Raw genomic sequence first — 25,778 nt, 5'->3', positions numbered from 1 at the left:
GTCGTTCGATTCTGTTCAAATCAAAAGGCCTTGCAGGCTGCCGTTTTGTCCCCGGATTTGACCAAACGGATGCGTTAGATGTGCATCCGAATATCGATCCTAATGGTTAATCATCGCTTATTGAAGCCGAAATGCGGTAACACCGTGGCGATATCCCGCCAAAAATATTGCGCAGGATATCTTGGTAAACCGCTGGTTTAGATCATGTTTTGGCGCCAGCTCGAAACACGATCTGTTACCGTCCGCCTTAATACGTGAACATTGCGGCGAACACGTCATTACGAGACTCAGTTGCCTGGAATGATGTCCGGATGAGAACCGGCTTGGCCCTGTGACTCAGGAAGCGAGCCTCTCGACACGGCCGGTCTCCGGGTCGATGCCGTATTCCTTGAGCTTGCGGTAGAGCGTCGACCGGCCGATGCCGAGGCGGCGGGCGACCTCGCTCATCTGGCCGTTGTAGTGGTCGATGGCGAGCTTGATCATTTCGAGCTCGACATCGGCCAGCGCACGCACATTGCCGCGCTCGTCGAGCGCCCGCAGCGTGCCGAAGCGGGGTCTGGCCGGCGCGTTGGGCTCGGCCGCGGCGGCGCCGACGGCGGCCGGGATGTTATCACGCGGCAGGCTGCCCGAAGCCAATCCGGAAGCTGGCCACCCTGAAGCTGGCCCCCCTGACTCTGGCGAGGCGATATCCGCATCGAGATTGACCGTGCCCTCGACCTGCGCCCGGATCTGCGGGAACTCTTCTTCGGTCAGCATGTCGCCCTCGGCGAGCACCGAAGCCCGGAAGACGGCATTTTCGAGCTGCCTTATATTGCCCGGCCAGTCATAGGCCTGCAGCATGGCGAGCGCCGCAGCCGAGATGCCTCGCAGACGGTGGCGCGGATCGGCGGGCGCCATCTTCTCCATGAAGTGCTCGACCAGATGGGGAATGTCGTCGCGACGGTCGCGCAATGGCGGCACGAAGATCGGATAGACGTTCAGACGATAGAACAGATCCTCGCGGAACTTGCCGTCCTTTACCTGCTGCAGCAGGTTGCGATGGGTTGCCGAGATCAGCCTGATGTCGACCCTGACGGTCGAGCGCCCGCCTACCGGATCGACCTCGCCGTCCTGTACGGCGCGCAACAGCTTGACCTGCACGTCGAGCGGCAGGTCGCCGATTTCGTCGAGGAACAGCGTGCCCGAATGCGCTTCGACGAACTTGCCGGTGTGTTTTTCGGTGGCGCCGGTGAACGAGCCCTTTTCGTGACCGAACAGGATCGATTCGACCAGATTGTCGGGGATGGCGCCGCAATTGACGGTGACGAAGGGTTTCGAGCGGCGGTCGCCGCTGCCCTGGATGGCGCGCGCCACCAGTTCCTTGCCGACGCCGGATTCACCCTCGATCAGGATCGGAATGTTGGACGCCGCCGCCTTGCGGCCGAGCCGGATCACCCGATCCATCGCCGGACTGTGAGTGATCATGTCCTTGAACGTCAGATGGCCGCCGCGCTGCCGTGACGAGCGCTTCACTTCGCCTTCGAGCGCTTCGACCTTGAGGGCATTGCCGATCGACGCCTGCAGCCTGTCGGGAGAGGCCGGCTTGACGACGAAGTCGAAGGCGCCGTGACGCATTGCCGAAACGACGGTTTCGATGCCGCCCTGGGCGGTCTGCACGATGACGGGAATGTGGATGCCGCGCTCGCGCATTGCCTTCAGCACGCCGATGCCATCGAGGCCCGGCATCATCAGGTCGAGGATGACCACCGAGACGTCGCGCGCATTAGGCCCGTCGACAACATCGAGACCGGCCTCGCCGCCATCGGCGACGATCGCGGTGTGGCCGAATTTCGTCACCGCCGCCTCGAGCAGCCTGCGCTGCACCGGATCGTCATCGACTATGAGTATGGAAGCTGCCATGACTGATCCGACCGTGCCCGCCCGAGAATGCGCCCTATGGATCATCTTGGCACAGGGTTCTAAATAAGCTTTCAAAAAACCCGGTGAATGAATTCCTTAGGATTTGACCGGCTTCTCGTTTCCTCGAATTTTCGTGTCTGGAAGGATCGGCAATGCGCATGGTTTTTGCTCGAAAGCTGGCGGCGGCGTCCGGTCAGGGCGTGGCGGAGCTTGGCGACCTGCCGGAATGGAATCTGGCCGATCTCTATTCGGGCATGGAAGCGCCCGAGTTGAAGCGCGACATCGCCAAGGCCGCCGCCGATGCCATCGCCTTCGAGAGCCGTTGGAAACGCACGCTCGCCGCCGAGGCCGGGCGTGGCAGCGCCGGCAGGCTGGGCGAGGCGCTCCAGGCCTATGAAGCGCTGGAGGAGCTGATCGGCCGGATCGTCTCCTATGCCGGGCTTGTCTATGCCGGCAACACGTCGGATCCGCAGCGCGCCAAGCTCTATGGCGACATCCAGGAAAAGATGACCGATGCCAGCGCGCACCTGCTGTTTTTCGCGCTCGAGCTGAACCTCATCGACGATGGCGCGATCGAAAACGCACTCGCCGCCGATCCGGCCTTCGCCCACTACCGGCCCTGGGTGCTCGATCTGCGCAAGGACAAGCCATATCAGCTCGAAGACCGCATCGAGCAACTCTTCCACGAAAAGTCGATCACCGGGCGCGGGGCCTGGAACCGCCTGTTCGACGAGACGATGACCGATTTGCGCTTCGGCCTCGACGGCGAGGAGTTGACGCTTGAGCCGGCGCTCAATCGCCTGCAGGACGCCGACGGCGAGGTGCGCCGCCGGGCGTCCGAAGCGCTGGCCGCAACTTTCCGCAAGAATTTGCGCGTCTTCACGCTGATTACCAACACGCTGGCCAAGGACAAGGAGATCTCCGACCGCTGGCGGGGCTTCGAGGACATTGCCGATTCCCGCCATCTCGCCAACCGCGTCGAACGCAGCGTGGTGGACGCACTCGCCGCGGCGGTTCGCGACGCCTATCCGCGCCTGTCGCATCGCTATTATGCGATGAAGGCGCGCTGGCTCGGCATGGACGTGATGAACCATTGGGACCGAAACGCGCCCCTGCCGGAGACCCCGCAGGCGGTCATCGGCTGGGACGAGGCCAAGAACACCGTGCTTTCCGCCTATCAGCGCTTTTCACTCGACATGGCGGAGATCGCCAGAACTTTCTTCGACCGCAACTGGATCGATGCACCGGTGAGACCCGGCAAGTCGCCTGGTGCCTTCGCCCATCCGACCGTGCCTTCGGCGCATCCTTATGTGTTGCTCAACTACATGGGCAAGCCGCGCGACGTGATGACGCTGGCGCACGAGCTCGGCCACGGCGTGCACCAGGTGCTGGCCGGCGGCCAGGGCGCCCTGATGGCGTCGACGCCGCTGACGCTGGCCGAAACCGCATCGGTGTTCGGCGAAATGCTGACCTTTCGCTCGTTGCTCGAGCAGACCACCGACAAGCGCGAACGCAAGGCCATGCTCGCCCAGAAGGTCGAGGACATGATCAACACGGTCGTGCGCCAGGTCGCCTTCTACGAGTTCGAGCGCAAGGTGCATGCCGAGCGCAAGAGCGGCGAATTGACCTCCGACAAGCTCGGCCAATTCTGGCTGGAAGTGCAGGCGGAAAGCCTCGGGCCGGCGATCAAGCTACGCGAGGGGTACGAGGTTTTCTGGACCTATATCCCGCACTTCATCCACTCGCCTTTCTACGTCTATGCCTATGCATTCGGCGATTGCCTGGTGAACTCGCTCTACGCGGTCTACCAGAACGCCGAGCGCGGCTTTCAGGAGAAATATTTTGCCATGCTGCGCGCCGGCGGCACCAAGCATCATTCCGAGCTTCTGGCGCCGTTCGGCCTTGACGCGGCGGACCCTGCCTTCTGGCAGATCGGGCTTGGTGTGATCAGCGGACTGATCGACGAGCTGGAAGCACTGGACAAGTGATGCGCAACACTGGGTGATGCGCAACACCGGGTGACCGGGTTTTCCAGAACAGTTTAGCTGCAATGCATATTGACGATGGTTCTATTCTTGTCTTGGATATTTGTTCTTAAATAACTTTCCATGGAAGTTTTCCGTTAGATTCCCGTAAGCTGTATGATAGCGTCCGCCCTCAAGCTCAGCCGGGCACGAATGGATCCGGTCGGAAAGTCCCGACCGGTCATGGCGCGTCGGCGGATGCGACAACGGTTGTTGGCCAGGGGCAAACCGGTCGCCGACAGCTCGATCGAAGCCGGCTGTTCTGCAAATTGCGGAACCACCATCGAATGGTCCTTCGCCGAGGTCATGGCTCCACAGGCCAGGGCGGACGGATCGGACTGGAGAGAGAAAGACAATGGGCACTTTTTTCTACATGCTCCTGGCGTTCCTGGTAGGTGTGTTGGTTGGCTGGTTCATTTGGGGACGCCTGCGTGGCGAACTCGACAGTTTGCGCGGCGATCTCGACCGCACGCGCAGCGAACGCGACAGATTGCGGGCCGATAGCGACCGTCTGACCGGTGAGTTGGATGCATGCGGCCGCGCCCGCGCCGACCTCGAGCGGCGGCTGGGCGAGGCGCCGGCCGCCAAGGCGCCAACCGCGAAGGCGGCAACAGCCAAGGCGCCAGCCGCCAAGGCCGGCGCGACCAAGGCGGCGATGCAGGCACCGTCAACCCTGATGTCGACATCCGCGCCGGCCAAACCGGCGCCGAAGAAATCTGCAACGGCCAAGGCTGCGACCGCGCCACGCACAAGTGCGGCGAAAACGGCAACGCCGAAGCCGGCTGCATCGAAAGCGAGCGCCGCACCCAAGACTGCGCCAGCGGCAAAAAAGCCTGCGCCAGCGGCAAGCAAGGCTGCGCCGGCGGCAAAGAAAGCCGCGACCGGCAACGCAACGACCGCAGCGGCGGGCAAAGCCAACGATCTGCGTCGCCTGATCGGCATCGGCCCGACCAACGAGCGGCTGCTCAAAGGGCTTGGGGTCACGACCTATGCCCAGATCGCCGCCTGGACGCCCGACGATGTCAGGCGGATCGAGGCGACGTTGAATTTCGACGGCCGCATCGAACGTGAACGCTGGATCGAGCAGGCGAAACTGCTTGCCGCCGGCGACGAAAAGGAATTTGCGCGCCGCTTCCCGACCGCGGGGGAAGCCAGCAACACCTGATCCATCGCAAGGCGGCATTTGGAACAAGGCGGCGCTCTCGGGCGCCGCTTTTGTTTTGCCCCGCCGCGCCTTTGCGTCTTGAGACGCCGTTCCCTCGATTGCGCACGGTCGAGCCCCCATATAGATCGATCGCTGGTGACCGCAGCATCCGAGCCTTATGTCCCTGCCCCTGCCCTTTGCAATTTTCCGGAACGACGAGACCGCGCGTCAGCTCGTTTTCGACCGGCCGGCCGAGATCATCTCGGCGCATGGCGAGGCGGACTTCCTGCCGGCGCTTGAAGCCGCGCAGGCTGCACATGATGGGGGCAAATGGCTGGCCGGCTATTTCTCCTACGAGGCCGGCTACCTGCTCGAGCCCAAGCTCGTTCCGCTGCTGCCAGCCGGCCGCCGCGCCCCGCTTTTCTGCCTCGGCGTGTTCGACCCGCCGGTCGAAGAGACGGTCGCGCCAGGCGATCTGCCGGCTAGCAACGGCCCAATCTTCGACCCCAAGGCAGCCTGGTCCTCGGACGACTACGCCAAACGCTTTGCCAGGCTGCATGACCACATCCGCAAGGGCGACTGCTACCAGGGCAATCTGACCTTTCCGGTCCACGCGCAATGGTCGGGCGATCCGCTGGACGCCTTCAACGCGCTGACCGAACGCCAGCCGGTGAAGTATGGGGCGCTGGTCGCGCTTGGCGATCCGATCGTCTTGTCGCGTTCGCCGGAACTGTTCTTCGAGGTCGACGCGGAAGGCATGATCGAGACGCATCCGATGAAAGGCACTGCGCCGCGCGGCGCCACCAAGGCGGAGGACGATCGCCTGAAAGCGTTCTTGCGCAACGACGAGAAGAACCAGGCCGAGAACCGGATGATCGTCGATCTCCTGCGCAACGACATCTCACTGATCAGCGAGGTTGGCACGCTCGAGGTGCCGGAGCTTTTCCGCATCGAGAGCTACCCGACGGTCCACCAGATGGTGAGCCGCGTGCGGGCGAAACTTTTGCCCGGCCTCGCCATCCGCCAGATTTTCGCCGCGCTGTTCCCCTGCGGTTCGATCACCGGCGCGCCGAAGATCCGTGCCATGGAGATCCTGCGCGAGCTGGAAGGTGGCCCGCGCGATGTCTATTGCGGCGCCATAGGCTGGATCGCCCCCGGCGGCCGGATGCGCTTTTCGGTGGCGATCCGCACCATCTCGCTCTTTGCCAATGGCGAGGCAGTCTACAATGTCGGCGGTGGCGTCGTCTTCGATTCGACAGCCGAAGAGGAGTACCAGGAGTGTCTGCTGAAAGCCCGTTTCGCGACGGGAACACTGCCGATTTCGAACTGATCGAAACAATGCGCTGGGAACCCGGCTCGGGTTTCCTCCGTTTCGACCGCCATCTCGCGCGGCTTTACGGCTCGGCAGACGAACTCGGCTTCGGCTGCGACCCGCAACGGGTCGGTGAAGCGCTGATGAATGCGGTCGGCCGCCAGCACATTGCGTTGCGCACTCGCCTCGTCCTGTCGCGCAAGGGCGATGTAGCGGTTTCGGTGCAGCCCTACGCGCCGCTCGCCGCAGACAAGGTCTGGACCGTGCAGCTGGCGCGCGTGCGGCTTGATTCGAGCGATATGCTGCTGCGCCACAAGACCAGCCGCCGACAAATCTATACGCGCGCCCGCGCCGAATATCTCGCCGGCCGGGCCGACGAGGTGCTGCTCGCCAATGAGCGCGGCGAAATCTGCGAGGGCACGATCACCAATGTCTTTGCCGAATTCGGCGACGGCGTGCTGGCCACGCCGCGGCTCGATTGCGGCCTGCTGCCTGGCGTCCTGCGCGGCGAACTGCTGGATCAAGGCCGCGCCCGCGAAGCAATCTACACATGGAGCGAACTGAAATCGGCCAAGGCGCTGTTCGTCGGCAACTCGCTGCGCGGATTGATCCCGGCGCGGCTGGGCTGAAGCATCGGGAGACAACAATGTTCGTGGTTTCGCTGAAGTATACGGTGCCGCTGACCGAGATCGACAGCCTGCAGCAAGCGCATGTCGAGTGGCTGAAGGCCTGTTATGCGGAAGGCATTTTTGTCGCCTCCGGGCCGAAGCGGCCGAGGACCGGCGGCATCATCATCGCGCGCGGTCCACGCGACGTGCTCGATGCCAGACTGGCGGACGATCCCTTCGCCAAGGCAGGCGCCGCCGATTACGAAATCACCGAATTCACGGCGAGAATGGCCGCTGCCGCACTGGAAGCCTACAAAGAAGCATGAGTTTCCGCCCACCGACCCACACACCCTATGACGGCTCGTCGAAACTGTTCACCATCGGGCTGAAGCCGCTCAATCTAGATAGATGGATCGAGATCGACGAATATCTGCTGCCCTATCTTGCCGAGAAACGCCGGCTTTATGCCGAAATTCCAGACAAGGTTTTTGTCGAGGAGCAAGCCACACGCGACGCCCAACGCGAAGTGCTCGATCTGCTCGGTGCGCATCTGGCGGCGAACTTTCCTGGGACCCACAGGCGTACCGACAACGGGATCGTGGTGATCGGCGGCACCGACAGTCTTGTAGGCTCAGGCACCGCAGCTTCTTTCAGCGATGCGCCGCTTGTCGCGGCCTCGTTGCTCGTCCAGGAGGATTTGATCCTGATGCGCCGCGACGAGAGCGGCTGGCGTCTGGCGGCCGGCTCGCTCTGCTTCCCCTCGTCATGGTCGCTGACCGAAAAATTCGGCAAGCCGCTGCAGCAGATCCACGCGCCGGTACCGGGTTTCGGTCCAGGCACACGCCCGGCCGATCTCATCAACCGCATGTTCGACGGCCTCCAGGGCCAAGCCGTCGAGCGCTACAACTGGTCGATCCAGGCGGGCGACGCGCTCTACCATCCGCTCTCCAATGTCGAACGCATCGACCGCGCCAGCAGTCGCCCGTCGAGATTCCCGGACGGTGACATCGACGCCCATGCCTTTATCCGCGTCGAGCGGCAGACGCTGAGAAAGCTCCCCGTTTCGGGCGACGTACTCTTCACCATCCGCATCCATCTCGACCCGCTCGCCGTGCTGGAGCGCCACCGCGACCGTGCGGCGCTCGCAGCGTCCTTGGCCGAACAACTTCTGGCGCTGGACGAGGCCCAGCTCGACTACAAGGGGATGACCGCCGATCGTGACCGGCTGGTCGCGTGGCTTAGGGCGCTGGCGCTGTCCTAGAGCAGTTCATCGTTTCACGGAAACGCCGAACCGCTCCACCTCTTTGTTCTTGCGCAATTCCGGACGGAAAACCGTCTCACACTTTTCCCGGAATTGCCCTAAATCGCAGCCAGGCCCAGCAGCAGGATCGCCGACATCGCGGTAAAGACGGTGACGTTGACATCCCACCGCCAGCCCGCCGGTCCAAACGGCGGCCGGAACGGCGGGTAGCCGTTCTCGTCATACAGCACGCCACCATAGATCGACCGCGAGAGCATGGCCGCGAAGAATGCCCCATACATGGCCGCGGCCAATCCGCCGGCGAGATAGAGCCGCTCGGCTTCGAGTTGCCCCTTGATCCAGATGAGTCCGAGGGCAATCAGCGCCACCCCGGTATAGCTCAGCACCTGCCAGACGACGTGAAACCGGGCATGGGGAGTCCACAGTGGATTGGTGGCGTGGGTGGCGTTCAAGTCGGCTTTGATCGTCGCTACACCGTAACCCACGGTCGCGACGCTCAGCAGAATTCGAGCAAGCAGATGACTGTCATAAGCGAGTTCCATCGCATTTTCCTCCCCTCACGCCGGAACGGCTTGAATGGCGCCCTGAGCACAGAAGAGCTGCCCATCGGCCAGCCGCGCATAATTATGGACGATCCGGTTCTCGTGATCCTGCAACTGCACAATGAAGTTGCCGCTCTGCTCCGTCCAACTCGCGAGCACGAGATTCGGACGCACGCTGGTCAGGCCGACCTTGACCACCTCGTCGATTTCAGTGGTCCCGATCAACGCCTGGATATGCAATTCCTGCGGCGAAAGAAACGTCAGCCGCGGTACGAAGGGGCCGAAAACGCAGTCGAACGTCTTGCCTACGAGCGAGGCTGGAAAAGCATCGGTTTCTGCCATCATCCTCTCCTTGGGCATTGGCCGCTGCGACCATGCCATGTGACGATTCTCGGTGTCTCAGTCGCAGAAACACCCTCAGTATATGCTCTTGGAGCGCTCCAAGGAGCACGATCCCCCTATTTTGGTTTTGAGTCAATAAAATTCTTGGAGCGCTCCAAAAAATGGTCTACCTCAGGGAAAACGAGTGAATCGCCAATGCCCACCCTAGCCGATGTCGGCAAGGCTGCCGGAGTTTCCCGGGGGACTGTCTCCAACGTCTTCAACCGGCCGGAGCTGGTCAGGCCCGAATTGCGCGAGCGCGTCGAAGCGGCCGCGCGAGCGCTCGGGTTTGGCGGCCCCGATCCGAAAGGACGATTGCTGCGGGACGGCAAGTTCAATGCCATCGGGTTCATGCCGCCTGGCGCCTACGCCATCTCCGAAGTGATGAGAAGCCCATACGGCCGCGAGCTGGTGCTCGGCGTTTCGCTCGCCTGCGACGAGGCTGGAACGACGCTCAGCCTTGTAAACGGCACCGACAACACGCGCTTCGCCAGCATCCGCGATGCCCTGGTTGACGGCTTTATCCTTGGTCACAGCGCCGACATTGGTCTCATAATTTCGGTCCAGAGACGCCGTCTGCCCTTCGTCATTCTCGAAAGCGACGCAGGTCCCGACATCAATTCGATAAAGATCGACGGCAGGAGTGGCGCGGTTGCTGCCGTCCGGCACTTGACCGGGCTGGGGCACCGGCATTTTGCCATCCTTTCGGTGCGCCGGTCTCCCGGCCCGCCGATTGTCCACATGCCCGGAAAGGCAACGCGCCCGCTTCTGGCCGGCTTCCCGCTCGACGATGAAAGGCTCGACGGTTTCAAACAGGGTTTGGCGGAGGCGAATTTGTCGATCGACGATGCCCCGATCATCGAGACGATCCCGGGCGAGCCATCTGCCGGAGCAGTGGTGTTCGACAGGGCGCCTGAAGCAACCGCGATCCTGACCATGTCGGACTGGCAGGCGATCACGATCCTGGACGAGGCGGTTCGCCGCGGCATAGACGTGCCGGGCCACGTGTCGGTCGTCGGCTTCGATGGCACCGCTGAATCCGCACGCACCACGCCTCCGATGACCACTGTCGCACAAGACGTGATCGGAAAAGGCCGGCTTGCCGCCCGAATGGTCCTTGACAATGAAGCCCCCCGCCAAGTCGTTCTGCCGGTAGAACTGGTGGTTCGAGCCTCCACAGCCGCGCCGAGGACAAAAACCCGCTGAAACGGGCGGATGCGCCATCCGCACCAGGGGCGGCGCTCGCCGCGTCTTTTCGCTGAGCAGCCTCAGGTGCGGGACGAGGCACAACTTGACTATAAGGGCCTGACAGCCGACCGTGACTGCTGGCGCAAGACAGCTGTAACTTGCGGCTTGGGGGAAAAATGATCCAGCATCTTAGCAGGCCGGTCACGTTAATGGCCGCGATCCTGGTACTGTCGACAGCAGCCGAGGCGGAGCCGGTGACTTATGCCGGCAAGCTTGGAAAGAGCGATATCGTCGTCGAATTCACCGGCGACCCCGCCGCGCCCGGCGGCCCGCTGGCCGGCCGCTATTTCTACCGCTCGAAGGGCGTCGACATCCCGCTGCAGGCCCGGTCTCAAAAGGGCAGCAAGTTCGAACTGGCCGAGGAGGAGGCATGCGGCGCCGACAATTGCGATGACGGAAAGGCTGCGCCGATTGCCGCCGTCTGGCGCCTGGCCTCATCCAGTAACGGCAAAACCCTTGAAGGCAGCTGGAACGGAAAGAGCGCGCTGCCGCTCAGATTGGAACGGGTCGCAAGTCGGCAGGTGACCGAGAACGAGCCCAGCAGTCCGCTCGATCTCTACGATTTCAGCTTCATGAAGTTCTTCGGCAATGACACGCCGCTCACCATGGAAACGTCCCCTTATGACTATCTGCGGGTGGACACTCAGCTCGATAACGGCAAGACGACTGGTTGGCCGGACGCAACCTACCGCTATGTCGTCGACCCCCGCACCAAATTTGCCACGCCGCGCATTGTCGAACTGTCCGGCGACGTTCCAATCGAGGCCGCGAACGCTCTGCTGCAAGACAGGCACTGGCGCGCCAACATCGGCGCACTGGGCTGCGTGGCGGCGCAATATGCCGGTTTCAACGAAGGCGGGCCGATTGACGGTGTGAACGGCGGCACACTCGGCGGCTATGAGGACAGCACATTCGAAGTGACCTCGCTGACTCCGCGGCTGATGAGCTGGCGGGAGTCCGGCAGCATCTTCTGCGGCGGAGCGCATCCGACCAACTATTCGGACGCCTACATCATGGATGTGCGGCGCGGCGTCCTGCTCGGCCTTCAGGACATTTTCTTGGATACGATAGATGGCAAGCCCGGTCCTTCCCTCGCCTCCTTCGTCAAGCAGCGGCGCAAGAAACCGAGCGATCAGACCGATATTGATCACGAAGCCGAATGCGGCATCGACGATCTGATCGACGAAAATTTGGCTGCCAGCCTCTGGCGCGAGGGCGACAAGCAGGTTCTGGTGTTCGGGCTCCAGACCCTGCCGCATGCCATCCAGGCCTGCGCCGACGATCTGCTGGAACTGCCGGTCTCCGAGGCACGTGCCCTCTTCAAGCCGGAGTTTGCAAGTCTGGTCGAGCCGTAGCCGGGATGGCGCGGCGTAACGCCGGCCGTCCGATTTTCGCTTTATTGTGACAATGATCTATGGTTTGTCGCGCCGCGGCCAAGCCGCTGTTCCGAAGCGTTTTTTGAGGGAGTAATCGATAAATGGTGAATGAAAACTGGCCCGTTTACGGTGAGATCACCGGCCCTGTGGTGATGATCGGCTTCGGCTCGATCGGACGGGGAACGCTGCCGCTGATCGAGCGCCATTTCAAATTCGACAAGTCGCGCATGACGGTCATCGACCCGCGCGACACCGACCGCAAATTGCTCGACGAGCGCGGCATCACCTTCATGCAGGACGCGGTGACCAAGAAGAACTACAAGAAGCTGCTGACACCGCTTTTGACCAATGGCGGCGGCCGGGGCTTTTGCGTCAACCTGTCGGTCGACACTTCCTCGCTCGAACTCATGAAGCTCTGCCGCAAGCTTGGCGTCCTCTATATCGACACGGTGGTCGAGCCCTGGCTCGGCTTTTATTTCGACGAAAAGGCCGACAATGCCTCACGCACCAACTATGCGCTGCGCGAGACGGTGCGTACTGAAATCGCGAAGAACCCAGGCGGCACCACGGCGATCTCGTGCTGCGGCGCCAATCCGGGCATGGTCTCGTGGTTCGTCAAGCAGGCGCTGGTCAACCTCGCCACAGATCTTGGCCTCGATTTCTCGGAGCCCGCGCAGCACGATCGCGAAGGCTGGGCCAGGCTGATGAAGAAAGCCGGCGTCAAGGGCATCCATATCGCCGAGCGCGACACCCAGCGCACCAAGAAACCCAAGCCGATGAACGTGTTCTGGAACACCTGGTCGGTCGAAGGCTTCATTTCGGAAGGCCTGCAGCCGGCCGAACTCGGTTGGGGCACGCATGAGACGTGGATGCCGAAGAACGCCAAAAAACACAAGAACGGCTCGAAGGCCGCGATCTTTCTGGAGCAGCCCGGCGCCAACACGCGCGTGCGCACATGGTGCCCGACGCCCGGTCAGCAATACGGCTTCCTGGTGACGCATAATGAGGCGATTTCAATTGCCGATTTCTTCACCTTGCGCGGCAAGAAGGGCAAGGTGCAGTACCGGCCGACCTGCCATTACGCCTATCATCCCTGCAACGACGCCGTGCTGTCACTGCACGAGATGTTCGGTGCCGCCGGCGAGGCTCAGCCCGTGCATCACGTGCTCGACGAAAACGAACTGGTCGATGGCATCGACGAACTCGGCGTGCTGCTCTACGGTCACGCCAAGAACGCCTACTGGTACGGCTCGCAGTTGTCGCTGGCCGAGGCGCGCAAGCTGGCGCCCTACCAGAACGCCACCGGCATGCAGGTCACGTCGGCGGTGCTGGCCGGCATGGTTTGGGCGCTGGAAAATCCCGAGGCCGGCATCGTCGAAGCCGACGAGATGGATTACAAGCGCTGCCTCGACGTGCAGAACCCATATCTCGGGCCGGTCAGGAGCTATTATACCGACTGGACACCGCTCGACAATCGACCTGGTCTGTTTTCCGAGGACCTCGACACCAAAGACCCGTGGCAATTCCGCAACATCCTCGTTCGATAGCAGCGTTGCGTCGACACTCCGCCAGCTTGCAATCGCCCGGAAATCGGGCGATTGAAGAGGAGCGGCCTAGAGCGACGTGCGTCCATTTGGACGCACAAAGTACGCTCTAGCACTTTGAATGTGAGCATCGTGCTTTCCGAAAATCGGATCGATTTTCGGGCCGATGCGAGAGGAGAGGATTTTGAAGATGACGATCGCGCAAAGACTGCTTTCGGCTGGCATTGCCGCGGCCGCTACGGTCGCGTTGGCGGCCTGCACCACAACCGGCCCAGGCGAGCCGCCGGTGATCACGGCCAAAGGGGTTGAAGGCTCCTGGATCGACGCGCAGGGCACGGGCTTGTCCACCTTCAAGGGCGGCAGCTTCGCGACCGTCGCAACCGACACCGGCCAGAAGCTTGCCGATGGCAGCTACACCATGACCGGCGGCACCTCGGTCGAGATCCATGGCACTTCGCTGATCCGCCAGACGCCGATCAGCTTCAACTGCCTGATGGTCTCCACAAGCCAGCTCAATTGCACCAGCGCGAGCGGGCAGAATTTTGTGCTGACCAGGCGCACCTGAAATCCGATTCCGAATTGACTTTGCAAAAGGGCGGCGGCTTGAAGCCGCCGCTTTTTACGCCGGCAAAGCCTTTTTACGCCGGCAAAGCTGATGCCGATTTCCGCTTGCATCGACTGAAACGCGATGTGAACATGGCCCGAGAGGGCTGTTACATCCCAGTCAAACAAGAGCTTTAAACGCGTCTGCGCATGACCCCGAAAATCGGAGTCGATTTTCGGAAAGGATCATGCGCAAAATAAAATTGGTACTTTGCGCGTCCCAAATGACGCGCGGCGCTGTACTCAAGTTATCCGGGAGACGAGAATGAAGAAGATCGCTGCCATCGCCGCGCTGTCGGCATCGGCGCTTGGCCTGTCGGCAGGCGTATCCTTTGCCGACTACACGCTGAACATCCTGCACATCAACGACTGGCACAGCCGCATCGAGAGCAACAACAAGTATGAATCGACCTGCTCGGCCGAGGAGGAGACCAAGGGCGAATGCGTCGGCGGCGCCGGCCGCCTGGTCACCGCGATCGCGCAGGAGCGCAAGAAGCTGCAAGGCCAGAACGTGCTGCTGCTCAGCGCCGGCGACAATTTCCAGGGCTCGCTCTTCTACACGACCTACAAGGGCAAGACCGAAGGCGAATTCCTCAACCAGATGAAATTCGATGCCGAGGTGGTCGGCAACCATGAGTTCGACGATGGCGAGTCGGCGCTGGCGCCGTTCCTCGACATGATCCAGTTTCCGGTGCTCGGCGCCAATGTGAAGGCCAATGCGCAATCCAAGCTCGGCGACCGCGTCAAGCCGTCGATCGTGGTCGAGGTCGGCGGCCAGAAGATCGGCATCGTCGGCGCGGTCACCAACGACACGCCGGAGCTTGCCACGCCTGGCCCGAACATCGCCATCGAGGACGACGTCAAGTCGATCACCGCCGAGGTCGAGAAACTGAAGCGAGAGGGCGTCAACAAGATCATCGCGGTCACCCATATCGGCTACAAGCGAGAACGCGACGTGATCGCCAAGATCCCGGGCGTCGACGTGGTGGTCGGCGGCCACAGCCACTCGCTGCTGTCCAACACCGACCCCAAGGCGGAAGGCCCTTATCCGACGATGGTCGACAATCCGGACGGCTACAAAGTGCCGGTCGTGCAGGCGGCGTCCTATTCGAAATATCTCGGCGAGTTCAAGGTCGTCTTCGACGACAATGGCGTCGTCAAAGAGGCAAGCGGCGATCCCATTCATCTCGACAAATCGATCACGCCCGACCCCGCCGTGCTTGCCCGCATCAAGGAACTCGGCGCCCCGATCGAGGCTTTGAAGAACAAGGAAGTCGCCGAGACCACCAAGGCGATCGACGGCAGCCGCGAAAACTGCCGCGCCCGCGAATGCGAGATGGGCAATCTGGTCTCCGACGCCGTCCTCGACCGGGTCAAGGGCCAAGGTGTCGAGATCGTCATCTCGAATGGCGGCGGCTTGCGCGCCTCGATCGACCAAGGCACAGTCACCATGGGCGAGGTTCTCACTGTGCTGCCGTTTCAGAACACGCTGGCGACCTTCCAGATCACCGGCAAAGATCTGGTTGCCGGCCTCGAAAGCGGCCTCAGCCAGGTCGAGGACGGCGCCGGGCGCTTCCCGCAGGTTGCCGGCCTGAAATATGCGTTCGACAAATCGGCGCCGCCTAATGGACGCGTCAAATCGGTCGAGGTCATGGAAGGCGGCGCCTGGACGCCGATCAAACCGGACAAGGACTATCTGGTCGCCACCAACAACTATGTCCGCCAGGGCGGTGACGGCTACAAGGTATTCGCCGAGAAGGCCAAGAACGCCTATGATTACGGCCCGGGGCTGGAACAGGTCGTCGCCGATTACCTCGGCGCGCACCGGCCCTATACGCCGAAGCTCGACGGCCGCATCACCGAGATCGCCGCGACCGGAGCCCCGGCCGCGGAACCAGCCAACCCGGCCGAACCGCCAAAACCTGCTGAGGCAGCGCCGATAAAGCCTGCTGAGCCGGCAATGCCCGAAATGCCGGCCGGCTCCGGCGACATTTCCAAAACACCACCGGCCGTCCCGGCTGAAACCACGCCGGCGGCCCCCGCACCCGCCGAGCCGGCCCAGCCGGCGGCACCTGCGGCTCCGGCCACACCGGCTCCGGCCACCCCTGCTCCGGCTGTACCGGCCAAACCGGCCGAGACGGCGCCTGCCCCGAGTCAGCCGGCCCCGAGTCAGCCGGCCCCGAGTGAACCGGCCCCAAGTGAGCCGGCAAAACCTGCCGAGCCCGCCAAGCCGGCTGAGCCGGCACCGGCCGAAAGCAGCCATGTAATCGTCGCCGGCGATACCTATTGGGATCTCGCGGTGAAGGCCTATGGCGACGGCACCAAATGGAAAATGATCTTCGATGCCAACAAAGCCTACGAGCCACGCCGGCTGCCGGTCGGCGCAACCTTGACTATCCCGGCGGCCTCGAAGTAATCCGGCCGCAGGAACGCAATGCACCCGCCCGGCAAACCGGGCGGGTGCTGCATTTCTGGGATAAGGTGCGGCCAGACGCTGCATTTGAAAACCGGCGCGGCATCGCTACCTTCGCCGCAGCACCGCTGGTTTCGCGGTGTTGGAGAACCCCATGACGCTTGCCAACCCTGCTGAAAGCAAAGCCGAAACGACCGCCGGCGCGCTCCCGGCAGGACACCCTCCGGTCGGGACAGGCAAGGTCGGTGTCATGCTGATCAATCTCGGCACCCCGGACGGCACCGACTTCAAGCCGATGTGGCGCTATCTCAGGGAATTCCTGTCCGATCCGCGCGTCATCGAACTCAACAAGGCGGTCTGGTATCCGATCCTCTACGGCCTGGTCCTCACCACCCGGCCGAAGAAGTCGGGCGCCAACTATGCCAGGATATGGAACCGGGAGCGCAACGAGTCGCCGCTGCGCACCTATACCCGTGCCCAGTCCGAGAAACTCGGGCTTGCGCTCGGCGATTTATCCCATGTGATCGTCGATTGGGCGATGCGCTACGGCAACCCTTCGACCGAGAGCGTGGCCAACAGACTGGTCGAGCAAGGCTGCGACCGCATCCTGTCTTTCCCGCTCTATCCGCAATATTCGGCGACGACGACTGCGACCGCCAACGACCAGTTGTTTCGCGCGCTGATGAAGATGCGCCGCGCCCCGGCCATTCGCAGCGTGCCCCCCTATTACAACGAGCCGGCCTATATCGAGGGGCTCGCCCGTTCGATCGAAGGGCATCTGGCGAGCCTCGACTTCGATCCGGAAATCGTCATCGCCTCCTATCACGGTATTCCGAAATCCTACTCCGACAAGGGCGATCCCTACCAGGCGCATTGCCTGGAGACGACGCGGCTGCTGCGCGAAAAGCTCGGCTGGGATGAGAACAAGCTGATCACCACCTTCCAGTCGCGCTTCGGCGCGCAGGAATGGCTGCAACCCTACACCGACAAGACAGTCGAAAGACTGGGGCGCGAAGGCGTGAAATCGGTCGCCATCGTCAATCCGGGCTTTTCCGTCGATTGCATCGAGACGCTGGACGAGATCGGCAGGGAAGCGGCCGAGACCTTCCACCATGCCGGCGGCGAAAAGTTCGCGCACATCCCTTGCCTCAACGACAGTGCAGAGGGCATGGCGGTGATCGAGGCAATGGTGCGGCGCGAGCTGTCCGGCTGGGCTTGAATGGATCCCGCCGTCCATGCACCCGCAATCCGTGATCACCTGATTGTAACATTGCTGAAACACACTTAAGTGTTTGGTGGAATCGGCCGCGTGGCAATGTCCAACATGGCCTTTGAGGGGAGAGCCAAAATGGGTTTCAGTGGTTTCGATATTGCGCTTCTTGTTCTTGTCGCCCTTGTCGTGCTGGTGCTTTTCAAGGGCATCCGGACAATTCCGCAAGGCTACAATTATACCGTCGAACGCTTTGGCCGTTACACCAAGACATTGAGCCCGGGCCTCAACCTCATCGTGCCCTTCGTCGACCGTATCGGCGCCAAGATGAACATGATGGAGCAGGTGCTCGACGTTCCGACCCAGGAGATCATCACCCGCGACAACGCCACCGTGGCCGTCGACGGCGTTGCCTTCTATCAGGTGCTCAACGCGGCGCAGGCCGCCTACCAGGTCGCCGGCCTGCAGAACGCTATCCTCAATTTGACGATGACCAACATCCGCACCGTGATGGGCTCGATGGACCTCGACGAGCTGTTGTCAAACCGTGATGCCATCAACGAGCGCCTGCTGCGCGTCGTTGATGAGGCCGCGCACCCCTGGGGTATCAAGATCACCCGTGTCGAGATCAAGGACATCAATCCACCGGCCAATCTCGTCGAATCGATGGGCCGCCAGATGATGGCCGAGCGCAACAAGCGCGCCCAGATCCTCGCCGCCGAAGGCCTCAAGCAATCGCAGATCCTGGAGGCCGAGGGCCGCAAGGAAGCCGCCTTCCGCGATGCCGAGGCGCGCGAGCGCTCGGCCGAGGCTGAAGCACGCGCCACGCAGGTGGTATCGGAGGCGATTTCCAAGGGTGACGTACAGGCGCTCAACTACTTTGTCGCGCTGAAATACACCGAAGCGCTGACCAGGATCGGTGCAGCGACAAACAGCAAACTCGTGCTGATGCCGATAGAGGCTTCCTCACTGATCGGCACGCTCGGCGGCATTGGTGAAATCGCCAGGGAAGTTTTCAAGGGCGAAGGCACCGCCAGTCCAGCACGACAGGCCCGCCCGCCCGTGGTTCGTCCCAGCGAGACCTGAGGCCATGTTCGATCGCATCATTTCCGAACTCGGTCCGTGGAACTGGATGGTCCTCGGCTTCGTCCTGCTGGTGATGGAGGTCGTCGCGCCGGGCATTTTCATGCTGTGGATCGGCATTGCCGCGCTGTTGATCGGCGTCGTCTCGCTGCTCATCTGGGACGCCGGTTTCTGGAGCTGGCAGGTCCAGGTCCTCGCCTTCCTCGCGCTGTCGCTGGTCTCGGCCTATGTCGGCAAGCGGCTGGTGGGCGGGCGGCATGAGGAAACCGACCAGCCGCTGCTCAACCGGCGCGGCGCGCAGATGGTCGGCCGGACGGCGACCCTTGCCGAGCCGATCAAGGATGGGCGCGGCCGCATCAAGCTCGGCGACACGTTGTGGCGCGTCTCCGGCCCTGACCTGCCGGCCGGCACGCAGGTGCGCGTGACCGGTGCCGCCGACACCGACCTGGAACTGACGGTCGAGGCAGTCTAGAAGCCCGCTAGGCAGCACCGATGCGCAGCAGGTCGTGCAGATGGACGAGCCCGATCGGCCGTCTGCCTTCGACCACCATCAGGCTGGTAATGGCAGAATCGTTGATCGTCTGCAGCGCCGTCGCAACCAGTGTGTCGGGCGCCGCCATTTTTGGCTCTCTGGTCATCACCTGATCCACGCTCATGGCCAGAAGATCGCTGCCGATATGGCGCCTGATGTCGCCATCGGTGATGATGCCGATCAGCTTGCCGTCCGCCGAAGTGACCGCCACGCAGCCAAACCCCTTGCGCGACAATTCGAGGATCGCCTCGCGCATGCCGGTGCCGGACGACACCAGAGGCAGCCTGTCGCCGACATGCATGATCTCGCGGATCTGCGTCAGGTTGGCTCCGAGCTGGCCGCCGGGATGGAACGTTCGGAAATGGTCCGGGGTGAAGCCGCGCGCCTCGAGCAACGCGATGGCCAGCGCATCGCCCATCACCATTTGCAGCAGCGTCGAGGTCGTCGGCGCAAGGCCGTGCGGACAGGCTTCCGGGGCTCGCGGCAGCAGAAGCACCACGTCGGCCGCACGCGCCAGAGCCGATTTTTCGCCGGCGGTGACCGCGACCAGCGGGATCGAGAAGCGCCTGGAATAGGCGATGATGCCCTTGAGCTCGAGGCTTTCCCCCGACCACGACAGGGCGATGATGGCGTCGTTCCGAGCGATCATGCCGAGGTCGCCGTGATTGGCTTCGGCAGGGTGGACGAAGAAGGCCGGCGTGCCGGTCGAAGCGAGCGTTGCGGCGATCTTCGAGCCGATATGGCCGCTTTTGCCGACCCCGGTGACGATGACGCGGCCATCGATCTGCGACACCATGTCGACTGCCCGTGCGAACGGCTCGGCCAGCCCGTTTTCGAGCGCGTCTGCCAGTGCCGCGACGCCGGCCTGCTCTGTCGCCACCGTTCTCAGCGCCGAGGCAATCGCGGCCTGCTCGTCGAGCGGCTTCCTGTCTGGGGATTTCACGTCCATGGACGATGCGATTAGCGCTTCGGCGCGCGCCTGTCCAACGGAATTGCCGCCCAGAACACCTTGGCGGGCGATCCCTCAACGCTCCGTTAACCATCCCCATTTACGGTTTCGTAAGTATGGCGCGCGTGCGCCGCGCAAGCAGTGGTGCCGATGTCCGGGTTTCAGCCTCAAAACAAAATAGGACGAAAGGGCAAGGCGGTTTGCGCTTTGCTGCTGGCAACCAGTGTCCTTGCGTTGTCGCGTCCGGCACTGCTTTGCGCCCAGGAAACCGAGCTGCGCGGTGAGGTTTCGGAATCGACAATCCTGGACGACCAGCAGTACAGGATCAGGCAGTTGGGCATGGCTGCTGCAACCGCCAACGACGATACGCCGCTGCCTACCTATCGTCCGGCCAGCCCGGGGGCCTTGCCTGACGACGGCACGGGCGAGGCGGCGGCCACAACCGGCGGCACTTTCGATCCACCAGCGGCCAGCGACGACCCGTTTGCCGACCCTGCTCCGCCGCCACGACGGCGGCCGAGCGCAACGCAACGCGCCGTCGAAGAAGGCAAGGCCAAAGATGAGGCCGTGGACAACAAGAAGAGCAAGAGAGGCGCCACTGCGACTGCAGCGACGCCGACGACCGACGACACCGACACCGCCGCCATAGACGAGCAGGATACGGCCAACCGCCGTGCGGTGACCATCGATTCCGCCGAAAGGCTCAAGCTCGACCCCGGCGCCGAGCGCACCGAAGCCATCGAAGGCCAGGACAAGAAGAACGAGGACGACCCGTTCGCCGCCACCGGCATCCAGCTCGGCTCCTTCGTGATCCGGCCGACGCTCGAGCAAGGCCTGACGTATTCAACAAACGCCGATTCGAGCAGCCTCGGCAAGCCGGCATTGCTGTCGGAAACGACGCTGCGCTTCAACGCCGTCTCCGACTGGCGGGAGAATTCGGCGACGATTGAGGGCTATGGCATCTTCCGCGAGACGTTGTCCGGCTATGACGTTCACGAGGCGCAAGGCCGCGTCGACGGCACGCTCAACATCGATCTCGACAATGATCTGCGCGCCATCGCCAAACTTGGCTACGAGGCCGTGCCCGAATCGGCCTCGGCGCCGGACGCCATCGTCGGCGCCGTTGGGCAGCCGGTGCGCCAGACCGTGAGCGGCAGCCTCGCCGTCGAGAAGGATGCGGGAAAGATGCGCTTCGCGCTGACCGGCGCGGTCGAGCACGACATCTTTGGTGACGCCAAGCTTTCGTCGGGGGGATCGCTGTCGCAGAAGGGCCGCGACTCGACGCTCTATACGGCCATTTTGCGCACCGGCTACGAGATCTCGCCTGCCATCACTCCGTTCACCGAAATCGAGGTCGGCCGGCGCGCTTATGATTTGCGCGTCGATCCAAACGGCTTCCAGCGCTCCTCGACGCGGCTTGGCGCACGGGCCGGCGTCGAGCTCGATCTCCGCGAGAAGCTTACCGGCGAGTTCTCGGTCGGCTGGCTGCGCGAAGCTATCGACGACAACGCCCTGCCGGCGATTTCGGGCGCGACGGTTAATGCCGATCTCAAATGGTCGCCGGAACGCGGCACCACGATCGGCCTCACCGCACAGACGACCGCCGAGAACACGACGAACGCGGGCGAAAGCGGCGACATGCTCTATTCCAGCAGCCTCACCGGCGAGCGGCAAATCCGCGCCAACCTGACCGGAAATGCCGCTCTCGGCGTTGAATGGCGCGACTATACCGGCTCCGACGATCATGATTTGACGCTGAGCGCCGAGGCTGGGCTGACATGGTGGCTGAACCGCTATGCCGGGCTCACCACCCGCGTCAGGACTGAAAAACTGACCAGCAACCTGGTTGGACGCGACTACACGGCCAACAGTATCTTCGTCGGCTTGAAGTTGCAGCGCTAATGCATGTCGCGCAAAAGTGTGCAGCGGTTTTGCGATAACGACATGCATAAAACAAGAACCTAAAGCGCATCGCATAAGGCTGGTCGAATGCGGCGCACTTTAGCCAGTCAGCGCGAACCGGTGTTGAAGCTAGAAGGCTACGCCGCGGCGTTCTGACGGCGCGAGTTCGTCGAGAAGCGTGCGAATGACACCGGCCATGCTTGCATTCATGTCGCTGCGCCACAGTGCGAAGGCAACGTTGGCCTCGACGAAGCCTTCGGGCGAGCCGCAGTCGAACGTCCGCCCGCGGTAGTGGTAGCCGTAGAAGGGCTGTTGCTTCTGCAGCTTCAGCATTGCATCGGTGAGCTGGATCTCGTTGCCGGCGCCTTTTTCCTGGCCTTCGAGTATCTTGAATATCTCCGGCTGCAGGATATAGCGCCCGTTGATGAAGAGGTTCGACGGCGCGGTGCCGGTCTTCGGCTTTTCCACCATGCCGGTGATGCTGAAACCGTGATGGGCGTCCTCGCCGCGGCCGACAATGCCGTATTTGTGCGCCTCGGCGGGATCGCATTCCTGCACGGCGACGATGTTGTTGCCGGTCTCGGCGTAAAGCTCGACCATGTCCTTCATGCAGCTTTTTTCCGACTGCATGATCATGTCGGGCAACAGCAGCGCAAAGGGCTCGTCGCCGACAAGCTCGCGCGCGCACCAGACGGCGTGGCCAAGGCCGAGCGGCACCTGCTGGCGGGTGAAGCTGGTCTGCCCCGGCGCCGGCTGCAGCCGCTGCAGGCGGGCGAGCTGATCATCCTTGCCACGCTGCGCAAGCGTGTCGTAGAGCTCGAACTGGACATCGAAGTGATCCTCGATGACCGCCTTGTTGCGGCCGGTCACGAAGATGAAATGCTCGATCCCGGCTTCGCGCGCCTCATCGACCACATACTGGATGACCGGCCTGTCGACGACCGTCAGCATTTCCTTGGGAATGGCCTTGGTGGCGGGGAGAAAGCGCGTGCCGAGACCGGCAACCGGGAATACTGCCTTGCGAACTCTCTTCATGTGCCAATTATCCATTTGCATGCCGGTTCGGCAATCCCGATTCGAGACATTTTCATGCCGAAATCGAGCATTACTGAACGACGGGACAGAAATCTCAGCTGGTAAAGCGTCGACGCATCTTTTCATCCCGGACGGCACCTATGGTAAACCAAATGCTAACCGGGTTCGGCGATGAATAGTCTTCCTGAGATAAAGAAGGAGGAAAAGATGTCCGTTCGCAACGTCGCAAGGCGCTTCACCAGCGTCCTGACGGCCGCCAGCCTCTCGCTTGCCTTGCTCATGCCCAGCGGGCCGGCTTTTGCCGATGCCGGCTTCCGCCAATGGGTCGCCAGCTTCCGTGCTACCGCCGTGGCGAGCGGCGTTTCCGGCTCCGTCTACGACCAGGCATTCAAGGGCATCAGCGATGCTGATCCGATGGTGCTGGAAAAGGCCCGTACTCAACCCGAATTCACCGCACCCGCCTGGGATTATTTCGACAACCGCGTCCATGACCAGTCGGTCGCCGTCGGCCAGCAGATGGCAAGGAAATGGAAGCCGTGGCTGGACAGGATCGAGGCAAGATACGGCGTCGACCGCTACATCCTGCTGGCCATCTGGTCGATGGAGTCGAACTACGGCGAAACCCTCAAGCGCGATGACATCATGCGCAATGTCGTGCGCTCGCTGGCGACGCTTGGTTATGCCGACCCGAAGCGCGCGAAATTTGCCCGCACCCAGCTGATCGCGGCGCTGAAGATCCTGCAGACCGGCGACATCGACGAAAGCCATCTCAGCGGCTCTTGGGCCGGCGCGATGGGTCATACCCAGTTCATCCCCACCAGCTACCTGTCCTATGGGGTCGATATGGACGGCAACGGCAAGCGCGACATCTGGAATTCGATTCCCGACGCACTGGCGACAGCCGCCAATTTGCTGAGGAAGAACGGCTGGCAGGCAGGCAAGACCTGGGGTTATGAGGTCAGCCTTCCGGACGGCAAGAAGCTGCCCGGGGGCTCGAAGTCGCTGTCGCAATGGCAGGCGCTTGGCGTCACCCGTGCCAACGGCAAGCCGTTCAAGAACGGTGGGGACAAGGCGACGTTGAAGCTGCCCGGTGGCCGGGGCGGGCCGGCTTTCCTGATGATCAAGAATTTCTCGGTCATCAAGCGCTACAACAATGCCGACAAATATGCGCTCGCCGTGGGCCTTCTTGCCGACGAAATCGCCGGCTATGGCGGGCTTGTGCAGGACTGGAAGCGACCGTTTACCAAGCTCTCCTTCGAGGAAAGGCAGGAGCTTCAGAAGCGACTTTCCGAGCACGGCTATTACGACGGCAAGTTCGATGGCAAGATCGGTGACGGATCGAAAACCGCCATCATGGCCTTCCAGGCAAAGGCCGGCTTGACCCAGGACGGGTATCCGAGCAAGGAAGTGCTCAAATGGCTCAGGCAAAACTAGAGCCGGTTACGGGATGGAGAGGGTGATTGGTTTCGGCTGCGCGCATCCGGTTGATCGTTCGTCGCGTGCCGATCCTCGTTCTGGCGATCGTCGTTCTGGCAGTCGGCGCGGCCAGCGCCTTTCATACCTCGGCCATGGCGCAGGAGCCGGAAAGTCGTGGCTGGTCGCTGCGCGACCTGTTGTTTCCGCGCAGAAGCGAGCGGTTTGAGCAGCCGCCGCCCGAATTCCCGAGAGAATTCCAGAGAACAAAGCCCAGACCCAAGCTGAGGAAGCCCCGGTCCGTTCGCCGGCCGGCGCCGGCCGAGCCGACAACCCCGGTGGCCGAGAAGGCGCTCGATGCGCGCGTCGTTCTGGTGGTCGGCGATTTCATGGCGTCTGGACTGGCTGAGGGGCTCGAAGCCGCCTTTGCCGAAAACACCGGCGTCAGGATTGTCGTCCGCGCCAACGGCTCGTCCGGCTTCGTGCGCGACGATGTCTACAACTGGCCCGAACAGGTCAAGTCGCTGATCGCTGCCGAAAAACCGGCAGCCGTCGTCGTCATGCTCGGATCGAACGACCGTCAGCAGATGCGCGTCGGCGATGTGCGTGAGCAGCCGCGATCCGAAAACTGGACCAAGGAGTACGAGCGCCGGACCGAAGCGCTCGGCAAAGCCATCGCTTCAGCCAAGGTGCCGTATCTGTGGGTTGGCATGCCGGCCTTCCGGGTCTCGAAAATGACCTCCGACATGCTGGCCTTCAACGACATCTACCGCTCGTCCGCCGAAAGCCACGGCGGCGAATTCGTCGATGTCTGGGACGGGTTCGTCGACGAGAACGGCGCCTTTATCACCAGCGGACCGGACATAAACGGCCAATCGGTGCGCCTGCGCTCCGACGACGGCATCAACATGTCGAAGGCCGGCAAGCGCAAGCTCGCCTTCTACACCGAAAAGCCGCTGATGAAGATCCTTGGGCTGGCCGCTCCGGGAAGCGTGGTCACAGCTTCTGCCCCGGCCGGCGCTCCCGTCGAGGCGCCGGCACCTGCTGCCGCACCGATAGCCGCCGATCGCACTGTGCCGATGCTGCTCAGCGATCCGGCGCTGGACGGCGGCTCGGAACTTCTCGGCGCCGCCCCGCCGGCAAAGGCGGACAAGAATTTGCCCGGCGAAAAGCTGATCGTCGAGGGCAAGGCGACCGACGCCTCGCCCGGCCGCGCCGACGATTTCTCGTGGCCGCCCAAGATACAACCTGCGACTGCGGCTGCTGCATCCGACACGACGACGGCGATCCGGCAGTAAA

At 62.6% G+C, this 25,778-nt stretch carries 22 protein-coding genes; 17 read left to right on the top strand and 5 right to left on the bottom strand.

The annotated features are described in order from the left end of the window. Nucleotides 1-336 precede the first annotated feature (336 nt). Nucleotides 337-1,899 (bottom strand): sigma-54-dependent transcriptional regulator, encoded by a 1,563-nt coding sequence (locus NKI50_RS02935; protein WP_352640198.1) that lies wholly within the window; start codon nt 1,897-1,899, stop codon nt 337-339. A 152-nt stretch (nt 1,900-2,051) separates the two neighbouring features. Here NKI50_RS02935 and NKI50_RS02930 point away from each other — a divergent pair, with 152 nt between their 5' ends. The 6 genes from NKI50_RS02930 to NKI50_RS02905 all read left to right on the top strand — a co-directional run bounded on the left by NKI50_RS02930 (nt 2,052) and on the right by NKI50_RS02905 (nt 8,248). Further along, complete coding sequence (locus tag NKI50_RS02930) at nt 2,052-3,887, top strand: M3 family oligoendopeptidase (RefSeq protein WP_352715331.1); 1,836 nt, start codon at nt 2,052-2,054, stop codon at nt 3,885-3,887. A 391-nt stretch (nt 3,888-4,278) separates the two neighbouring features. After that, nucleotides 4,279-5,088: a helix-hairpin-helix domain-containing protein gene (locus NKI50_RS02925; RefSeq protein ID WP_352481948.1), complete on the top strand. Its 810-nt coding sequence runs from the start codon at nt 4,279-4,281 to the stop codon at nt 5,086-5,088. Nucleotides 5,089-5,245: 157 nt separating this feature from the next. After that, nucleotides 5,246-6,397, top strand: a complete 1,152-nt coding sequence (locus NKI50_RS02920; protein ID WP_352640196.1) for an aminodeoxychorismate synthase component I — start codon at nt 5,246-5,248, stop codon at nt 6,395-6,397. Beyond that, nucleotides 6,346-7,008 (top strand): aminotransferase class IV family protein, encoded by a 663-nt coding sequence (locus NKI50_RS02915; RefSeq protein WP_031194348.1) that lies wholly within the window; start codon nt 6,346-6,348, stop codon nt 7,006-7,008. The genes NKI50_RS02920 and NKI50_RS02915 overlap by 52 nt, the downstream gene beginning before the upstream one ends. A gap of 17 nt (nt 7,009-7,025) precedes the next feature. Next, nucleotides 7,026-7,313, top strand: a complete 288-nt coding sequence (locus tag NKI50_RS02910; protein ID WP_023720190.1) for a YciI family protein — start codon at nt 7,026-7,028, stop codon at nt 7,311-7,313. Then, the gene (locus tag NKI50_RS02905; RefSeq protein ID WP_352481946.1) at nt 7,310-8,248 is read left to right on the top strand and encodes a heme-dependent oxidative N-demethylase family protein; all 939 of its coding nucleotides are present in this window, start codon (nt 7,310-7,312) and stop codon (nt 8,246-8,248) included. Before NKI50_RS02910 ends, NKI50_RS02905 begins: the two co-directional genes overlap by 4 nt. 98 nt (nt 8,249-8,346) lie before the next feature. Here the strand turns inward: NKI50_RS02905 and NKI50_RS02900 are convergent, their stop codons facing one another. Both NKI50_RS02900 and NKI50_RS02895 read right to left on the bottom strand, forming a co-directional pair. Beyond that, nucleotides 8,347-8,790 (bottom strand): DUF6640 family protein, encoded by a 444-nt coding sequence (locus NKI50_RS02900; RefSeq protein ID WP_352481944.1) that lies wholly within the window; start codon nt 8,788-8,790, stop codon nt 8,347-8,349. Nucleotides 8,791-8,805: 15 nt separating this feature from the next. Continuing rightward, nucleotides 8,806-9,132 (bottom strand): MoaF-related domain-containing protein, encoded by a 327-nt coding sequence (locus NKI50_RS02895; RefSeq protein ID WP_352640194.1) that lies wholly within the window; start codon nt 9,130-9,132, stop codon nt 8,806-8,808. Between the two features lie 195 nt (nt 9,133-9,327). On the opposite strand from NKI50_RS02895, the gene NKI50_RS02890 reads away from it, so the two are divergent. The 8 genes from NKI50_RS02890 (at nt 9,328) to NKI50_RS02855 (ending at nt 19,120) form a co-directional block, all read left to right on the top strand. Beyond that, the gene (locus NKI50_RS02890; protein ID WP_352481942.1) at nt 9,328-10,377 is read left to right on the top strand and encodes a LacI family DNA-binding transcriptional regulator; all 1,050 of its coding nucleotides are present in this window, start codon (nt 9,328-9,330) and stop codon (nt 10,375-10,377) included. 158 nt (nt 10,378-10,535) lie between these two features. Further along, on the top strand, nt 10,536-11,774 hold the full coding sequence (locus NKI50_RS02885) for a hypothetical protein (protein WP_352481941.1): 1,239 nt from the start codon (nt 10,536-10,538) through the stop codon (nt 11,772-11,774). Nucleotides 11,775-11,896: 122 nt separating this feature from the next. Further along, nucleotides 11,897-13,342, top strand: coding sequence for a homospermidine synthase (locus NKI50_RS02880; RefSeq protein WP_352481939.1), 1,446 nt, complete (start codon nt 11,897-11,899; stop codon nt 13,340-13,342). 187 nt (nt 13,343-13,529) lie between these two features. Beyond that, the gene (gene omp10, locus NKI50_RS02875) at nt 13,530-13,904 is read left to right on the top strand and encodes an outer membrane lipoprotein Omp10 (protein WP_023720183.1); all 375 of its coding nucleotides are present in this window, start codon (nt 13,530-13,532) and stop codon (nt 13,902-13,904) included. A gap of 303 nt (nt 13,905-14,207) precedes the next feature. Beyond that, complete coding sequence (locus NKI50_RS02870; protein WP_352640193.1) at nt 14,208-16,358, top strand: 5'-nucleotidase C-terminal domain-containing protein; 2,151 nt, start codon at nt 14,208-14,210, stop codon at nt 16,356-16,358. Nucleotides 16,359-16,509: 151 nt separating this feature from the next. Further along, nucleotides 16,510-17,574: a ferrochelatase gene (hemH, locus tag NKI50_RS02865; RefSeq protein ID WP_023719099.1), complete on the top strand. Its 1,065-nt coding sequence runs from the start codon at nt 16,510-16,512 to the stop codon at nt 17,572-17,574. Between the two features lie 129 nt (nt 17,575-17,703). Beyond that, the gene (locus tag NKI50_RS02860; protein ID WP_023719098.1) at nt 17,704-18,651 is read left to right on the top strand and encodes an SPFH domain-containing protein; all 948 of its coding nucleotides are present in this window, start codon (nt 17,704-17,706) and stop codon (nt 18,649-18,651) included. A 4-nt stretch (nt 18,652-18,655) separates the two neighbouring features. Beyond that, nucleotides 18,656-19,120, top strand: coding sequence for an NfeD family protein (locus NKI50_RS02855; RefSeq protein ID WP_352640192.1), 465 nt, complete (start codon nt 18,656-18,658; stop codon nt 19,118-19,120). Nucleotides 19,121-19,127: 7 nt separating this feature from the next. Here NKI50_RS02855 and NKI50_RS02850 read toward each other — a convergent pair whose 3' ends face one another. Beyond that, nucleotides 19,128-20,129, bottom strand: a complete 1,002-nt coding sequence (locus NKI50_RS02850; RefSeq protein ID WP_023719096.1) for a KpsF/GutQ family sugar-phosphate isomerase — start codon at nt 20,127-20,129, stop codon at nt 19,128-19,130. Between the two features lie 150 nt (nt 20,130-20,279). Between NKI50_RS02850 and NKI50_RS02845 the strand changes: the two genes are divergently transcribed. After that, nucleotides 20,280-22,031, top strand: coding sequence for an outer membrane beta-barrel protein (locus NKI50_RS02845; RefSeq protein ID WP_352481934.1), 1,752 nt, complete (start codon nt 20,280-20,282; stop codon nt 22,029-22,031). A 129-nt stretch (nt 22,032-22,160) separates the two neighbouring features. On the opposite strand, the gene galU is transcribed toward NKI50_RS02845, so the two are convergent. Beyond that, nucleotides 22,161-23,066, bottom strand: coding sequence for a UTP--glucose-1-phosphate uridylyltransferase GalU (gene galU / locus NKI50_RS02840; protein WP_023719094.1), 906 nt, complete (start codon nt 23,064-23,066; stop codon nt 22,161-22,163). A gap of 207 nt (nt 23,067-23,273) precedes the next feature. Between galU and NKI50_RS02835 the strand changes: the two genes are divergently transcribed. Together NKI50_RS02835 and NKI50_RS02830 are read left to right on the top strand one after the other, a co-directional pair. After that, nucleotides 23,274-24,500, top strand: coding sequence for a lytic murein transglycosylase (locus NKI50_RS02835; protein WP_352715325.1), 1,227 nt, complete (start codon nt 23,274-23,276; stop codon nt 24,498-24,500). Between the two features lie 26 nt (nt 24,501-24,526). After that, nucleotides 24,527-25,777: an SGNH/GDSL hydrolase family protein gene (locus NKI50_RS02830; protein WP_352715323.1), complete on the top strand. Its 1,251-nt coding sequence runs from the start codon at nt 24,527-24,529 to the stop codon at nt 25,775-25,777. Nucleotide 25,778 lies beyond the last annotated feature (1 nt).

Origin of the sequence: Mesorhizobium sp. M0563, assembly GCF_040321065.1 — a bacterium.
Classification (GTDB): domain Bacteria; phylum Pseudomonadota; class Alphaproteobacteria; order Rhizobiales; family Rhizobiaceae; genus Mesorhizobium.
This window is presented reverse-complemented; position numbering and strand designations above follow the sequence as displayed.